Annotated in this window: 17 protein-coding genes and 1 riboswitch; of the genes, 1 reads left to right on the plus strand and 16 read right to left on the minus strand. The window is 51.8% G+C overall.

What is annotated here, in order from left to right:
* Position 1: 1 nt before the first annotated feature.
* The 5 genes from ccsA to NSS79_RS22790 form a co-directional block, all read right to left on the minus strand.
* Complete coding sequence (ccsA, locus tag NSS79_RS22770) at positions 2–1264, minus strand: cytochrome c biogenesis protein CcsA (RefSeq protein WP_038594585.1); 1263 nt, start codon at positions 1262–1264, stop codon at positions 2–4.
* Entirely contained in the window at positions 1261–2949 is a 1689-nt protein-coding gene (locus NSS79_RS22775) for a cytochrome c biogenesis protein ResB (RefSeq protein ID WP_341118926.1), read from the minus strand. Before NSS79_RS22775 ends, ccsA begins: the two co-directional genes overlap by 4 nt.
* Entirely contained in the window at positions 2946–3470 is a 525-nt protein-coding gene (locus NSS79_RS22780; protein ID WP_341118927.1) for a redoxin domain-containing protein, read from the minus strand. The genes NSS79_RS22775 and NSS79_RS22780 overlap by 4 nt, the downstream gene beginning before the upstream one ends.
* Positions 3471–3580: 110 nt before the next feature.
* On the minus strand, positions 3581–4339 hold the full coding sequence (locus tag NSS79_RS22785; protein WP_038594591.1) for a pseudouridine synthase: 759 nt from the start codon (positions 4337–4339) through the stop codon (positions 3581–3583).
* Positions 4340–4359: 20 nt separating this feature from the next.
* Positions 4360–4704 carry a hypothetical protein gene (locus tag NSS79_RS22790; protein WP_038594593.1) on the minus strand — a complete coding sequence of 115 codons (345 nt, stop codon included), beginning with the start codon at positions 4702–4704 and terminating at the stop codon, positions 4360–4362.
* 241 nt (positions 4705–4945) lie between these two features.
* Between NSS79_RS22790 and NSS79_RS22795 the strand changes: the two genes are divergently transcribed.
* Complete coding sequence (locus NSS79_RS22795) at positions 4946–6310, plus strand: erythromycin esterase family protein (protein WP_341118929.1); 1365 nt, start codon at positions 4946–4948, stop codon at positions 6308–6310.
* Positions 6311–6340: 30 nt separating this feature from the next.
* Here the strand turns inward: NSS79_RS22795 and NSS79_RS22800 are convergent, their stop codons facing one another.
* The 11 genes from NSS79_RS22800 to ribD all read right to left on the minus strand — a co-directional run bounded on the left by NSS79_RS22800 (position 6341) and on the right by ribD (position 15637).
* Positions 6341–6874: a spore maturation protein gene (locus NSS79_RS22800; RefSeq protein ID WP_038594597.1), complete on the minus strand. Its 534-nt coding sequence runs from the start codon at positions 6872–6874 to the stop codon at positions 6341–6343.
* A gap of 6 nt (positions 6875–6880) precedes the next feature.
* Entirely contained in the window at positions 6881–7546 is a 666-nt protein-coding gene (locus NSS79_RS22805) for a nucleoside recognition domain-containing protein (RefSeq protein WP_038594599.1), read from the minus strand.
* A 52-nt stretch (positions 7547–7598) separates the two neighbouring features.
* A complete protein-coding gene (locus NSS79_RS22810; RefSeq protein WP_342436259.1) occupies positions 7599–8798 on the minus strand; it encodes a D-alanyl-D-alanine carboxypeptidase family protein in 1200 nt (399 codons plus the stop codon).
* Positions 8799–8995: 197 nt separating this feature from the next.
* On the minus strand, positions 8996–9484 hold the full coding sequence (gene ytfJ, locus NSS79_RS22815; protein WP_342436260.1) for a GerW family sporulation protein: 489 nt from the start codon (positions 9482–9484) through the stop codon (positions 8996–8998).
* 118 nt (positions 9485–9602) lie between these two features.
* Entirely contained in the window at positions 9603–10289 is a 687-nt protein-coding gene (locus NSS79_RS22820) for a DUF2953 domain-containing protein (RefSeq protein WP_342436261.1), read from the minus strand.
* A gap of 161 nt (positions 10290–10450) precedes the next feature.
* The gene (gene scpB / locus NSS79_RS22825; RefSeq protein ID WP_342436262.1) at positions 10451–11068 is read right to left on the minus strand and encodes an SMC-Scp complex subunit ScpB; all 618 of its coding nucleotides are present in this window, start codon (positions 11066–11068) and stop codon (positions 10451–10453) included.
* Positions 11037–11828 (minus strand): segregation/condensation protein A, encoded by a 792-nt coding sequence (locus tag NSS79_RS22830; RefSeq protein ID WP_038594609.1) that lies wholly within the window; start codon positions 11826–11828, stop codon positions 11037–11039. The genes scpB and NSS79_RS22830 overlap by 32 nt, the downstream gene beginning before the upstream one ends.
* Positions 11829–11969: 141 nt before the next feature.
* The gene (gene ribE, locus NSS79_RS22835) at positions 11970–12437 is read right to left on the minus strand and encodes a 6,7-dimethyl-8-ribityllumazine synthase (RefSeq protein WP_038600255.1); all 468 of its coding nucleotides are present in this window, start codon (positions 12435–12437) and stop codon (positions 11970–11972) included.
* 39 nt (positions 12438–12476) lie between these two features.
* Complete coding sequence (locus NSS79_RS22840; RefSeq protein ID WP_052092204.1) at positions 12477–13730, minus strand: bifunctional 3,4-dihydroxy-2-butanone-4-phosphate synthase/GTP cyclohydrolase II; 1254 nt, start codon at positions 13728–13730, stop codon at positions 12477–12479.
* Between the two features lie 65 nt (positions 13731–13795).
* Entirely contained in the window at positions 13796–14464 is a 669-nt protein-coding gene (locus NSS79_RS22845) for a riboflavin synthase (RefSeq protein ID WP_038594610.1), read from the minus strand.
* 72 nt (positions 14465–14536) lie between these two features.
* Positions 14537–15637 (minus strand): bifunctional diaminohydroxyphosphoribosylaminopyrimidine deaminase/5-amino-6-(5-phosphoribosylamino)uracil reductase RibD, encoded by a 1101-nt coding sequence (gene ribD, locus NSS79_RS22850; RefSeq protein ID WP_342436263.1) that lies wholly within the window; start codon positions 15635–15637, stop codon positions 14537–14539.
* Between the two features lie 223 nt (positions 15638–15860).
* A riboswitch (FMN riboswitch) is annotated at positions 15861–16030 on the minus strand.
* Positions 16031–16119 lie beyond the last annotated feature (89 nt).

Here is a 16119-nt window from a genome sequence, read left to right on the forward strand (position 1 = left end):
CTCAGTCCGTCCCCGCATAAGAATGAAGCCCGGCGATGACCAGATTAACGCCCACCAAGGTGAACATTACGACCAGAAAGCCGAGTACGGCGAGCCACGCGGATTTGCGCCCTTGCCATCCGCGGGCCAGCCGCAAATGGAGATAGGCGCTGTAGAACAGCCAGGTGACGAGAGCCCACACTTCTTTGGGATCCCAGCCCCAGAATCTGCCCCAGGCCACTTGAGCCCAGATCATGGCAAATATCAGCGCACCCAGTGTAAAGATCGGGAATCCAATGGCTATAGCCCTGTACGTAATTTCGTCGAGGTCATTCTCATCGATTCCGTCCAGTACCGGGTGTATGGCCTTGCCTAGCGGCTTACGGACAATGAGGCGCAGGAGTCCATAGATAAGCGCGCCGGAGATCAGCGACCAGATAACCGTGTTGAATTTCCGTCCCGCATTGACACCATTCATCCATGAAGGCGCTTCGAAGAGAGGCTCCTTCATACCAAGAAACGACTGAAATTGCTCAATTTCGCTATGATACGGCGCCACAATCGGCGGCATTTTATAGCTCACTCTTTCTATTGTACTATCTTCCTGCCCAGGGCTGTCAATCGTAACGTTGGAACGAACGAAAACAGTTTCGTATCCGGCGCCGCGAAAAGCAAAGACGCTCCCGAGAAACCCTATTATAACAATGATCGAAAAGAGAGTAAATTCGACCAGCCGCTGCTGCTTGCGGTCGCTCCGCTCCGCGCTGTCGAAATTCACTGTGCGCAGCAGATACATCAGACCGGCTGCGAAGCCGACTGCGAAGAATGATTCGCCCAAGGCGGCCAGGGTAACATGAATGTTCAGATAGATGGATTTCAATGAAGGTATCAGCGGCTGAACCTCCTGCGGAAATACTGCCGCATAAGCCATAACGATGATGGAGATCGGTACCGCAAAGACGCCGAGAATGATCTTGCGGTAGATGGCGAAGATTACTGTGAAGGCAACCATCACCATCATGGATAAAAAGGTCATGAACTCATACATATTGCTGACCGGAATATGACCCGATCCCATCCAGCGGGTGATGAAATAAGCCATGTGGCAAATGAGGCCCAAAGAGGAAATTATAAACGCAATTCTGCCCCAGCGCGCGGTATGCTCTTCCGGTTTTCTGCCGGACCACCTGCGCCCCATAATAGCGATTGTGAACAACATAAACGCACCGCTGTATAAGAAAAATGCGATGATAAAGACATCACTGCTGAAATCGAGCAAGCTCATGCCATGCCTCCTCCGTTGTCCAATGATTTTTCATCGACTGTCATGTCTATCTTCTTCAGAATAGAAACGATCTCACGGCGGAAGCCGAACCAATTCTTGTTCGTATGGCCACCCAGTACAAGTTCTCCGTTCTCCAGCGTCAGCCAGATGCGTCTATGCTGCCAGTAGAAGCCAAGCACGAGCCCAAGCATTACGATCCCGGCACCTATCCAGACAAAGGGCATTGCACGGTCCACACGCACATTGAGGAAGGAGGTGGACTCTGCAAAATCAACATCGCTCATGCTCTTCACTTCAAGCTCCAGAAACCGGCTGCCGCCTCCCAGCTTATCGTTGATCGTCTGCTGCTGGAACTGATCCTTGTCAATCGCCTTCGGAAAATAGAAATATTGCTGCCCTTCCGCCGGCAGGTCCGGCCCCGTAATCAGAAAAAGGAATGCAGGCGCATTCGGATTAGGCGATTTGGATACCGGCTGCCCCTCCTCGTTCAGACCGAAATCCATATATTTCTCTTTCAGCTCCAGGGTGTAGGGACCGACCTGAAAGATGCGCTGAGAGTTCTTCATCTCCAGCTTGAACTTGCCGAATGCCTCACCCGTAGCTGAATTCACCAGCTCAGGCTGTACTGAGCGCAGTACAGGGGTCAGGTCATAATCAAACTGATACGCTTTCAAACCTTTGTAGCTGAGCGGTGAATTCACACGGATATCATGGGAGGTCACCTCTGCGAGCTGCGGCTCCTTCGAAGGATCGACACAATCGGCGGTGCATTCATAAAGCTTGGCCTTTGTCTCATACAGCTTCGGCAGCACTTTCCTGCCGCGGAATTCCTCAGGCATTTCTGCTTCCGAGTAAAATTCCACTGTAAACTTCTCATTGAGTAAATAATAAGTGGTATCCGGAATCCTAGTCATTTCCCCTTGCGGAAAAGCGAGATGCTGATCCATATTCAGTCCCGGCAGTCCTCTCGCCAGTACGGCTAGCAAAAAAATAATCAGGCCGATATGTATGACATAGGGTCCCCAGCGGCTGAAACGGTGCTTCTCTGCCAGCAGAGCGCCACCCTCTGTCCTTACACGGTAGCCTTTTTTCTTAAGCGGCTCTACAATTCCGGCCACCCAAGTCTCCGGATCTTCCTGTACATCAGTGACCAGAACAGCCTTTTGGCGGGTCAGAAACTGCCGGTGCTTGCGGATCTTCTGGCGGGTCAGCGCCTTGTACAGCGGAAGTACGCGGTCCAGGCTGCAGATCACCAGTGAAGCTCCGATCATTACCAGCAGGGTTACGAACCACCAGGATTCATAGGTGTGCGAAAGGCCGAGTCTATAATAAATATTCCCGGCTGTTCCGTACGTTTCTTTGTAATACGTTGAGGCATCAATGTTCAGAAAAGTGCTCTCCTGCGGGAAAATCGTACCCAGCATGGAGCCCAGCAGCGTCAGCACAATCAGGTAAATCGCTATTTTGACAGAGGAAAAAAAGTTCCACACACGGTCGATCACTCCGGGATTCACACGCTGTGAACGGCGGGCAACTCCATCGTAGCGCATTTCAAGATTCTCTCCCGAGGAACTTCCCTTCTCCTCCAGCGGTTTGCCGCAGGCTTCGCACAGAACGGTACCTACCGGATTCTGATGCCCGCATTCGCATTTGGTATTGCTGATCAGCGGCGTCCGTTTCTTCATTCGTTCACCAGCTTTCCGATCTGGGACTCCAGCGAGTTCAGATCCAGCTGTCCGATATGAATGCTGTCCACTTTGCCCTTCTTATCAATAAAGAAGGTGGTGGGCAATGGGGATACGCCATAGCTGCGGACGGCATCCCGTCCGGTGTCCATGACAACCGGGAAATCAATTTCGACAAGCTTAACAAAATTCTCCACTGTCATCTGATCCTCGCCGACGTTAACCCCCACGACCACTACACCTTGATCTTTCCATTTCTCCCACTGCGCCTGCAGAGCAGGCATTTCCTTCACACAAGGGCCGCACCATGAGCCCCAAAAATTAAGTACAACCGCGTTGCCCTTGTACTCTTCGAGCGTATGGGTCAAACCGTCTAGTCCCAACAGTTCAAAGGACGGCGCCCTTCCGCCCTCCCGGGGTTTTCCGTCTCCTCCGAATACGGAGGAACCGATTGCATAACCTCCAAGCAAAAGTATCAAAAACAGAATTACGATTTGAATCGGCTTTCTCGCTTTGCCCACACGCGAAGCCCCCTTCTGTGACGCAACTCATACTTTAGTTGTTAGGTGTGAACATCCTATGAACATTATACCGAATATTGTCACAGTTTTAGGAGGGGGAAATGTGAACTTTATGTGTCCTTGCGTGTCGTATTTGCTTTTAGCGCTCCAGCCTTGGCCATTTGCTGCAAATGATTGATTTCATCTTTGGTCAGGTGGCGATAAGAGCCGCGTTTGAGATTTTGCAGCAAAATATCCCCGAAGGAAATCCGCTTCAGACGGATTACAGGATGAGAAATTGCTTCAAACATCCGCCGGACCTGACGATTGCGCCCTTCATGAATCGTAATGCTGATTACGGTTTCTTTGTTGACTTCATCCACATCTTTGTATTCGACTTCCGCCGGAGCGGTCATACCGTCCTCCAGCTTAATGCCTGCCTTCAGCTTGTCCAGTGCAGTGCCATGCGGCACACCCTTGACCGTGGCCAAATACGTCTTCGGTACATGGTGCTTCGGATGCGTGAGCAAGTTGGCAAACTCTCCGTCATTCGTCAGCAGCAGTAATCCTTCCGTATCATAGTCCAAGCGGCCTACAGGGTATACGCGCTCGTTAATGCCCTTCAGGTAATCCGTTACCACCTTGCGGCCCTTGGGATCAGATGCGCTTGTAATGACACCTTTGGGCTTGTTAAACATAATGTAAATCTTGTTCTCTCCCCGGATCAAACGCCCGGAAACTTTAATAATATCTTGTTCGGGGTCCACCTTCGTGCCAAGCGTAGTTACGAGTTCCCCGTTGACTTCCACTTTACCGGCCAATATCATTTCTTCACACTTGCGTCTGGACGCAACACCTGCTTGCGCCAATATTTTCTGTAATCTTTCCATTTTCGACTACTCACCTCAGGTTAATGATAACCATCAGAGGCATAAATCACAAGTTCATTCCATGGAAAAAATGCTCCGGGACAAGAATTGCTGTGCGGTTCCACCAGCAAAGGGGAAATGTGGTAACGGGCAGCCAGCTCCAGAATCAATTTCCCTGCTGCAAACAACTGCTCTTTGCGCCCCGGAAGCGGCGGAACACTGTCTTCCGCTCCGAAATCCCCTTCGAGACAGACGTGGATATAATCCGGATCTGTCAGCAGCGGGGCGGCATAAATCCCCCCGTCTGCCCCGACCCAAAAGTCAAAGCCCTTGCCGTTAATGGACGGACAGCGGGAATGATGCAGAATAAAACCTTTATATTCCATCCCATTGTGGCCTCCCTCCGTATTGCTGCAATAGCATATGAAGTGGAGGAGAGCAGGGTGAGAAATTGGTGCTAATTTTCGCGCCGCAGAGAAATCGTCCGTTCATAGCGAACAGTGCATGCGAACATAACATGATTTGCATGTAAGGAATTAGTCATGTAAATCGATTGTTACAAAGGCCTGGCCACCTTAGGCTTAAAAGGACAGCAATTACACTATATCTAGCAATGGAGGAATACGTATGTTGATTAAAAGATCATGGAAAATCCGAACGCTCACGGTTGCATCTGTACTTGGGCTGCTGCTTGGAGTGTCCCTTCCCGTGTCTGCCGCACAGCCGGCGCCGAATCCGCTGCCATACGCGCATGAGATTAAATCACTGACAAGCGGGGATTACAGCGATCTTTCTTTCCTGAAGCCGCTGCTGAAGGACAAGACGGTCGTTAGCCTTGGCGAGAACTTTCACCGGGTAGGCGAATACGCCAGCATGAAGACGAGGCTGGTAAAATATTTGCATGAGGAACTGGGATTTGAGGTCATCGCTTTTGAATCAGGTCTGGCTGAAGCTTCCGTCGTCAACGATGTTGCTGATGAATTAACCGCAGCAGAGATGATGGATAATTCAATATTTGACGTCTGGAAATCCGCAGAAACCCTGGAGCTGTTCAACTACATCAAACAATCGCGCCAGACGGACAGGCCTTTACAGCTGGCCGGGTATGATATGCAGTATACCTCCCCATTGTTTGCAGTGGCTACGCGCAGTTTCATTTCCAAGGTGAATAAGGACTATGGCAAAGCCTTTATGGACTTGGATAATGAAGCCAATAAAACATATTCTGGGCTAACGGAACAATACGCCCTGGAGAACAAAGGCAATCCAGTTTACCAGCAGCAAATAGGAAAAATCATTCAAAAGTATGTTCCTAAATATAAAGAATACATCAGGTACATCCAGGAACACCGGCAACAGTTCGACGCTTTTTATCCCGGTGCGCCCCACACAGCAGATACGATTCTGAAAGGACTGGAAGACCGTGTGCAATATTTCACGCAAGGGCAGGTAGCCAATGTGCGGGAAGTTTACGAGGCCCGGGACAGAATAATGGCTGAGCATGTGGAATGGCTGATGAAGGTCAGATACCCCGGCAAAAAGATTATTTTGTGGGCCCACAACGACCATTTGGCTAAAAACACCTCGGACATGCGCATCTTAGGGCAAGGGAAATGGCAGAATAGCTTTACCAGCATGGGCGAACTGCTGCATCAGAAGTTGAAGGATAAGATGTATGTGGTCGGCTTTTATATGAATAGGGGCAAAGCAACTAATCTTATAACATTGAAGGAATTCTCTATCGGACCGATGCCAAAAGGCACATTGGAAGGAAGAATCCTGCAAAGCGGATACTCCCGTACCTTCGTTGACCTCAGCAAGCATACCAAAGCAGACGCAGACAACAAATGGATGTTTCAACCTCAATATGCTGCTGAGGACGGGCTCACCAGTGCGTTCATTGCTCCGATGGTGATGAAATTCGTTCCGAAGGAACAGTTCGACGGCCTGATTCTCATTGATAAAGTATCCCCGCCAACCCGTACCTATTAAGCGGACAATCCTGCGGGATCCGGTTGCCTGCTACCCAAACACCAGCAGGCATACGGCGATGGCAGCGATAAAACCAATGACGTCTGAGAACAAACCGACTTTAAGGGCATAGCGGCCGTTGCGGACACCCACGGCGCCGAAGTAGACGGTCAGGACATACAGGGTGGTATCTGTGCTGCCCTGGATCGTGGAGGCGATCATGCCGATCAGGGAGTCCGGGCCATGGACACGGATCAGGTCGGTGGTGTAAGCGAGGGAGCCTGTCCCGGTCAGCGGACGCAGCAGGCCAAGCGGCAGCACTTCCGGCGGCACGCCCAAGCCTTTGAGGGCTGGGGCGATGAAGCCCATGAAGAAATCCAGCGCACCGGAGGCGCGGAACACGCTGATGGCGACAAGCATGCCGACAAGATGCGGGATAATGGCTATCGCCGTGCCGAAACCGTCTTTGGCCCCTTCCACAAAGGACTCATAGACTGGAATTTTGCGCGAATAGGCGTATAGCGGGATAAAGGTGATCATAACCGGAATCGCCCAGGCCGAGATGAGGCTAATTAACTGGAACACGGAAGCTCACCCTTTCAGTGAAGAATGCGGAAGCGCTGTGCTGCCTCTGGCTGAATCGCCGGACTTTACCGCCGGCGGTTTCGGCGGCCTGCGCATTAGTGTCAGCCGGCGGAACAGCCTATCGGCGGCGATGGCAGCAATCGTCGCCACTGCGGTCGCCGCCAGGGTCGTACCGACGATACCGGCAGGGTCGGCTGAACCGTAGTTGAGCCGGATTGCTATCAGCGTAGCCGGGATCAGTGTAATACTTGCTGTATTCAGCGCCAGCAGGGTGCACATCGCCGGGGTGGCGGTCTCCTTATCCGGATTCAGCGTTTGCAGCTCCTGCATCGCCTTGATGCCCATAGGGGTTGCGGCATTGCCAAGGCCAAGCAGATTGGCGCTCATATTGGAAAGGATATAGCCGATCGCAGGATGGCCTTTCGGAACATCGGGAAATAGAAAGGAGACTACGGGTCCGAGTACCTTGGCGATTTTCCTGAGCAATCCGGCATCCTCGGCCACCCGCATAATTCCTAGCCAGAAGACCAGCACGCTGATTAGGCCGAAGCTTACCGTAACCCCGCTTTTGGCACCGTCAAACACGGCAGCTGTAAACTCGTCCATCCGCCCGTTCACAGCGGCAAATACGAAGCCGATCAGGATCATTCCGAGCCAGATTCCATTAATCATGTGTATCCCTCCCCCATCCCGGTTCTATCTACTTGTAAGAAACGGCATATGCTCAGCTGTCTCCCCGCTGAAAAAGTGCCCGGAGTGCACTGCCAAGCGCCTGCAGCCAGTTCCCCGCCGGATAAGCAGGGGCTAGGGCCGCGCTGTACTTCTTGGTATAAGCCGACTGTTCCGGGGGGAGCTGCTCCGGCTCATAAACAGGCACCCGGCCGATTTCCTGGCCGCCCAGCTGCAGGACTAGCACGCCTTTTAAGCCAAAATCACTGCTGCGCGCCTGCTTCGGTACAGCTGCTTTCCGTTTCAGCTCAAGCTTGGTAAACAGCCTCGCCTCTTCTCCCTGTCCAAGCGGGTAGGCAAAGGATTTGCTGGTCACGTAGCTGTATCCGCTGATCCCTTCGCCGCGTTCGATTAACGTTTTGAGGGGATAATGATTGAATCCGAAATTCAGCAGGGATGCATGGTCATTCCAGTCATTTCCGTCGTTGATTGTGACTGCAACCAGCTGCTGTCCGTTTCTTGTGGCAGAGCTGACCAGGCAGCGCAGCGCTTTTTTGGTGTAGCCTGTCTTTACGCCGTCTGCTCCTTCATAGAGCCGCAGCATTTTATTTTTGTTGCTCCATTTGTAGTCCCATTTCTCATAAGGATTGTCCGCCGTCTTCTCCTGCGTCTTCACGATTTCCTTGAATACAGGATTGTGGAGCGCATAGGCGGTCAACACCGCCAGATCATTGGCACTGGAATAATGGCCTTCGGCATCCAGACCATGCGGATTGGCAAAATGGCTGTGGGTTAAACCGAGCTCCTCCGCCTTCTGATTCATCAGATAGACAAAACCCTGCTCAGAACCGCCGACATGTTCGGCTATTGCTGTTGCCGCATCATTTCCCGAACGCAGCATCATCCCGTACAGCATATCCTCCAATTTCATTTCTTCCCCTTGCTTCAAAAACAGTGAAGATCCTTCCTTCGCAAAAGCGTTTTTGCCTACTTTGACCTTGGAGGTCAAATCCCCATTTTCTATAGCCACTATGGCGGTCATAATTTTGGTCAGACTGGCGATCAGCATAGGCTCATCTCCCCTGCTGCTGTACAGAAGCCTTCCGGATTCCACGTCAATCAGAGCCGCAGCCCTGGCATGAGTGGAGATGGAGCTGTTTTCGGCCCGGAGTACAGGCAGCGGACTCAAAACAACTAGCAGCAGGCACAATATCAGGATCAAAGACGATTTAAAAGTTAATCTCTTCATGTTCATCCTCCGGCTTCTTTCTTCTCAGTTCTTAAGTCAGGTTAAGGTGCGGATCACGCTATGTTGTACAAGTGTATGCAGCATGGCGGACAGGTATGTCCCTCTCTTAAGTCCTCTATATGTATGAGGATTGGACACCGGCTAGATAACTTTCAAAAAAAAGGGATACCGCCCCGGTTAAGGCGATATCCCTGATTTCTCCGCTAGTGTGTTGATGAGTCGCTGGCTGCAGGATCTGTTTTAACTGCTGGCTTTGCAGCAGGGGCACCCACAACTTCCGCCCCGACAGGAGCACCATTTTGGAACATATTCTGGATTTTGTCGATCAGCGCTGGAGTGGCGTCGATGATTTTCTCGAACAGATGGGTTTGATTATCAAGCGGTACAATATGCACGCCTTCCCTGCCCACTACGAGAAAAGCGATCGGGCGAATGGATACGCCGCCCCCGCTACCGCCTCCGAATGGAAGCATTTTAACGCTGGAGCCGCTGCCGTTCACACCTGGCGCATCATCCTCCACCCGGAAGTCGCTGCCCCCTGCGGCAAAACCAAATGCCACTTTGCTGATCGGCAGAATGACGCTGCCATCCGGTGTCTCCACAGGATCTCCGACGATTGTATTAACATCCACCATGCCTTTGATATTTTCCATCGCGGTCTGCATCAGACCTTGAATCGGATGGTCACTCATATTGTTATCCTCCTTTAACTTCTAGGGAAATATTCTTTCTTCCACAGCGTATATCATTCCCATATCACTACATTTGTATGTAAGTCGTTTCTATCTTCGGGGCAGTTGGAGCTTTCCCTTACTGTTTGTGGCTCAATAGCTGTTTCCACCGGGCCAGTCCCTCCTTCACTTTGGTGATCCGGCGCAGCAGCAGTATTCCCGCGTAAAGGGTGTAGGCCAAAGACAGTTTGCCGGCACACACTGCCTCAGTGGAGTAGCACAGCTCATCGCGGAACACCGGTGCGACAAACAGACGCGGAGCCTGCTGCAGCCGGACGAATTGTGAAACCCAGCCGATAAGGCTCCATTTCATTCCCCACAGTGCCCCCGCTGCTGTTGCTGTATAGGCTGCATCGCCAAGCGAGAAATCCGTCGACCAGTCGAGCTTTGATATTTTGACATGAGCCATCAGCCCTTTCAGCCATGTATTCAGCCCCCGTGTTGCCCGCAGCGCTGCCTTAACATTATCGATCCAGCCTGACACAGCCTCCTTGTCAATTTGCTCCTCTTTATCGGCATCCTTCTTCACGGGTGCGATCCCGCTTTCTTCCAGCTTCACCCTCACTCCCCGCTCTATCCCCTCATATACGAGTGCTGGGAGTTCATAATGAAACTTAACTAACCCAAATAAAGCCTTAATGTCAAATTCCACCCGGTCATCCTTGCCAAGTCTGCACAATCGGAAGTGAAAATGAATGGAAGAAGACAGGACCAGTACAATGACAAACAGCAAAAGAGCCAAAGGTATAACAAGCCATAACGTCACGGATTACCCTCCAAGCATCCTTATAATAGGAACCTTTGGTTTAGTATGGCAAACTTGGCTGGAAAAAATTCGGATGGACGCAAAAAAACCGTTGTTCTCCTGGGAGACAACGGCATTTCAACATAAATTTACAGCTCACAGTTGATCCGTATGAGGATGCTTTACTCCTCAATACCCTGCGGCGGCTCAACATCATCGAATGTCATTTGGCTGTCCAGCTTGCTGAAAAGGAGCTGTGTCTCCTCTTCCAGCCCGTCGGAGTTATCGAAGTTAGACGGCTCCGGCAGCTCCTTGAGGCTGGCCAGTCCAAAGCTGTCAAGGAACGATTTGGTCGTTCCGTAAAGGATTGGACGGCCTACAGCCTCGGCACGCCCGACCTCATGAATGAGATCCTTATTATTCAGCGTATGAATCGCCCGTTCAGACTTTACCCCCCGGATCTCCTCAATCTCCACCCGGGTAATCGGCTGGCGGTAGGCCACAATGGCCAACGTCTCCAGCGCCGCCTGGGATAAAGAAGATCTTGAAGGCGAATAGGCCAGCCGTTCAAAATAAGCCGCATGCTCCGGCAGCGTAGCCAGCCGGTAATTCCCGGCGATCTGCACGACCTGCAGACCGCGGCCCTGGTTGATGTAGTCGTCTTTCAGCTCTTCCAGCGCACTTGTCGCCAGATCCGGACGCTGTTCGGTGATTTCGGCGATTTGACGCGCCGACAACCCTTCGTCGCCAGACAGAAACAGCAGTCCTTCAATAATCGATTTCAGCGTTTTGTAATCCACTGAATTCCTCTCCTCCTCTCCACTCCATCACAATGTCCTCAAACAATTTTTCCTGATAACAGTAAATGGCCTTCATCTTCATCAGCTCCAGGATCGCCAGAAAGGTAGTCACGATCTCATGTCTGGCCATCTCATCATGCAGCAGCGCCGAGAAGCGCAGCCTGCCGCCCACCCCTTTGCGCTGCAGCGCCTCTGAAACATCACGAATCCGGTCCTTAACTGAAATTTCATCGCGGGTAATCCGCTGATAAGAGGATCTTCGAGCCGCCTTGCTCAGCGCCTTGCGGAATGCGGCGATGAGGTCAGACGTATGTAACCCTTTCAGTGTGTTATCAATTTGCGTCGGCACAAAAGGACCCAGATCCTCCGGCTCCTTCGTAAAGATCAGACTGCGTTCGCTCTCCATATCCAGCAGCTGTACAGCAATGTTCTTGAATTTACGGTATTCAATCAGCCGCTGAACCAGTTCTGCACGCGGATCATAGCCATCATCCTCGTAATAGTCGAAATCCTCGATCTCAATGACCGGCGGCTTCGGCAGCAGCAGCTTGCTCTTGATGGACAACAGGGTTGCAGCCATAACGAGAAATTCGCTGGTGATATCCAGTTCAAGCTCCTGCATCGTTTGCAGGTAATCCATGTACTGTTCGGTGATCACGCTGACCGGAATGTCCTGGATGTCGATTTCCGCTTTGTCAATTAGATGCAAGAGCAGATCGAGCGGACCTTCGAACGTCTCCAGCTTGTACAATACAGTCACGCGGTTTCCTCCCGCCAAAAAAAAGTAAAGTGCAGCGCCGCTATAGGGACGCTACACAAGTAGAAAGGGTTTTTATAGTCCATGCTTTCTTCTTATACTTATAAATAAGCACGATTATAGCCAATTCGTCAAGAGGCTGCCTTACTTAAAGAGCTTGTTAAGGTTTGCCATTTCGATTGCCGACGTCGCAGCATCCCAGCCTTTGTTGCCTGCTTTGGTTCCGGAGCGTTCGATGGCCTGCTCAATATTCTCGGTCGTAACAACACCGAAAATAGTAGGAATACCCGTTTTGAGATTAATGGCTGCCACCCCTTTAGCCACTTCGTTGCATACATAATCATAATGTGTAGTGGAGCCGCGGATGACGGTGCCCAGCGCGATGACGGCATCATATTTGCCGCTTTCGGCCATCTTTTGGCAAATCAGCGGAATTTCGAAAACGCCCGGAACCCATGCCACATCCACCTCTTCATCAGCAACACCGTGGCGTTTGAACGCATCCAGTGCGCCGGACAGCAGCTTGCTTGTAATGAACTCATTGAAACGTCCTACGACTACCCCGTATTTCAAACCCTCGGATACTAAATGTCCTTCAAAATAATTCGGCATTGTGCTCATCAACCCTTCATTGGTAAGTTAGTTTTATGGTTAAATTTTGGAATCTTCATTTTGTTCAATATTGTCAAAAGTCAGCAAATGTCCCAGCTTGGCCTGCTTCGTATGAAGATAATTCGTGTTGTCCTTGTTCTCCGGCATTTGAATCGGCACACGCTCCACAACCTCAAGGCCGTAGCCTTCCAGTCCCTTGATCTTGCGCGGGTTGTTGGTCAGCAGTTTGATCTGGCGTACGCCAAGATCCTTAAGAATCTGCGCCCCGATACCGTAGTCTCGCAGGTCTGCCGGGAAGCCGAGCTTCAGGTTGGCATCCACCGTATCCAGACCTTCCTCCTGCAGCTTGTAGGCACGCAGCTTATTAATGAGGCCGATGCCTCTGCCTTCCTGGCGCATGTAGAGCAGTACTCCTCTGCCAGCCGCTTCAATCTGGCGCAGCGCTGCTTCAAATTGCGGCCCGCAGTCGCAGCGGTGCGAGTGGAACACGTCACCGGTCAGACATTCGGAATGCACACGGACCAGCACCGGCTCCTCGCCGGAAATGTCGCCTTTGACCAGCGCGACATGCTCTTTGTCATCCACTTCGTTCGTGTAGGCAATCGTCTGGAAAAGACCGAAATCTGTAGGCAGATTCACTGAAACTTCACGGGTGACTAAATGCTCCTTCTCATTGCGGTAATGGATCAGGTCCTTGATGCTGATCAGCTTCAGATCATGTTTCTTGGCGATCTCGATCAGATCCGGCAGCCGGGCCATCTCTCCGTCTTCTTTGACCACTTCACAGATGACGCTTGCCGGATATGCGCCGCACATGCGGGCTAGGTCAACAGCAGCCTCTGTGTGGCCGGAACGGCGCAGAACGCCGCCTTTCTTGGCAATCAGCGGGAACATATGCCCTGGTCTGCGGAAATCGGACGGTTTGGCGTTGGGGTCCATAATCGCTTTGATGGTCATGGATCTTTCACCTGCGGAGATGCCGGTTGTGGTATCTTTATGGTCGATGGACACGGTAAAAGCAGTGCCATGATTGTCAGTATTCTGGCTGACCATCGGCTGCAGATCCAGCTCCTCCGCACGTTCCGCCGTAATCGGCAGGCAGACCAGCCCCCGGCCTTCCTTAATCATGAAATTGATTACTTCCGGTGTAGCACGTTCGGCAAGAGCAATGAAGTCTCCTTCATTCTCGCGGTCCTCATCATCAACTACGATGATCACCTTACCGCGCATCAAATCATAAATAGCGTCTTCAATCGGGTCCAGGACGCTGTCTTGCTTGGGTTCTTGGCTCATGTTTCTGTCCTCCTATATCACTTTACGTTGCCCTCACAGCTATCCGTAAGCCTAGTCTTATTTATTTATACAAACCCGTTGGCTGCCAGAAAATCACGGCTGATCCGGGAACTGTTCTCATCTTCTTCATGTCCTGCGCCCGCACTGTAATGCAGGAGATGATCCACATACTTGCCAAGCACGTCACACTCAATGTTGATGCTGTCGCCTGAGCGTTTGTGCGTAAGTACAGTTTCTCCAAGCGTGTGCGGAATAATCGACACGGTAAACGCTGCAGCCGTCGTATTTACGACCGTCAGGCTGATGCCGTCTATCGTGATGGAGCCTTTAGGAATAATGTATTTGAACAGCGATTTGCGGTCCGGTGCAATTTCGAACACAACCGCATTCTGGTCACGCTTCACGCTCCGGATTTCGCCGGTGCCGTCGACATGCCCCTGAACGATATGCCCGCCGAAACGCCCTCCGGCGGCCATTGCCCGTTCCAGATTCATTTTGCCGCCGGTCCGCAGCTCCTTCAGGTTGCTGTTGCGGTAGGTCTGGGGCATCACATCGACGGTAAAATAATGGTCGCCTAAAGACGTTGCGGTCAGGCAGACCCCGTTGACGGATACACTGTCGCCAATCTTCAGGTCATCCATAATGAGGGAAGCGCCGATATTCAGCACCATCATCTCGCCTCCGCTGGAGACGCTGCGCAGCACGCCGATCTCCTCAATTAAGCCGGTGAACATAGAACCCCTCCTACAAGTTTGGTCAGGATCACTGCAAGCATATGCTTAAGCTTTGTTAGCATCTGCTGTTACTTAGCGGATTGGAGTGCCGCTGATACACACATTATCCCCGAGCACTTCCACTTCCAATCCCTCAAGCGTGATGGCATCCTTCATCAGCCCGACACCCGGGAATTCGAAGGTTCCGGCCGCTCCGGCCCCGCCGCCGACGATCTTGGGAGCGAAGAACAGCACCACGCGGTCAACCAGTCCGCTCTCCAGCATGGAGCCGTTCAGTGTGCCTCCGCCTTCCAGCAGTATGGAGCCGATCTCCATCTCGCCCAGCTTAGTCATGGCACTTTGCAGATCCACGCGCGGCCCCGCGCCGCAGATGATGACTTGAACCCCTGCCGCCACAAGCGCCTCATGTTTGACCGGATCGGCTGCTTCTGTAGTCACCACAACTGTAGGTGCCTGCCCGTCGGTAACAACGGCGGAGTCCAGCGGGATACGCAGCGAAGAATCGATCACAATCCGGACCGGGTTGAGTCCGGGTACCACCATTCTTGTGGTCAGGGAAGGATTATCGGCAATAACCGTATTGACGCCGACCATAATCCCCTGATGACGGTGCCGCAGGGTATGTACAATCTCCCGTGCCTGCCCGTTAGATATCCACTTGCTGTCCCCGGTCCGGGTAGAGATTTTACCATCAAGTGTACTGGCGCTCTTCAGCGTGACAAAAGGCTGCTTCGTCAGAATGTACTTGATGAACTTCTCGTTCAGCCGCAGAGCACGGCTGCGCAGCAGCCCAACTTCAACTTCGATCCCTTGTTCGCGCAGCATGGCTATGCCCCGGCCTGCTACCTGCGGATTGGGATCTTCACACGCTACCACTACACGAGCTACGCCTTCATCAATCAGCCTTTGGCTGCAGGGCGGCGTCTTGCCGTAATGGCTGCACGGCTCAAGGGTCACATACGCTGTACTTCCCTGCGCCTTGCCGGCCGCCATATTCAGCGCATGCACCTCGGCATGCCCTGTTCCGCGCTGTAAATGAGTGCCGAGGCCAATCACCGCGCCGTCCTTCACTACAACACAGCCCACCACCGGGTTGATCCCTGTCTGTCCTTGTGCTCTTTCCGCCATATCCAGCGCTAGCGCCATATAAAACTGGTCGTTCATTGTATCCATGCCTTGCCTCCAATCCCATTGCCTTGTATTCATGCTTCCAGTCCAAAACAGAAAAACCCGTCTCAATCTCCAGGAGGAGTTCAAGACGGGTTATACGAGAGTTTACCGGCAGTCCAATAAAATGGTGCGTAAATAAACGCCACAAACATGGCATTGTGAAAGTTCGCACATAATATTCGAAAACACTGCAGTACGCCTGCCTATACAAAGCACAGAACGTCAATCTCTCCTTCTTCCATCCAGACTATACTGTCGGTCCCGGAATTGCACCGGGTCCACCGTCCGTATGCAACATACGAAGCGGGTAGCGGACTAAGCGCTGATACTGGCATTTCGGCCATATACAGCAGCATCACCGCCGGTAGGGAATTACACCCTGCCCTGAAGGATTGATATATTCAATTAAATTAAGTTTTGCCTACAACAAAATTATCACTTAGCGGCAGGAAAAGCAAGTGCATTTAATATATTTACTTTATTTA

The organism is Paenibacillus sp. FSL L8-0436, from assembly GCF_038593025.1.
Lineage (GTDB): Bacteria > Bacillota > Bacilli > Paenibacillales > Paenibacillaceae > Paenibacillus_AQ.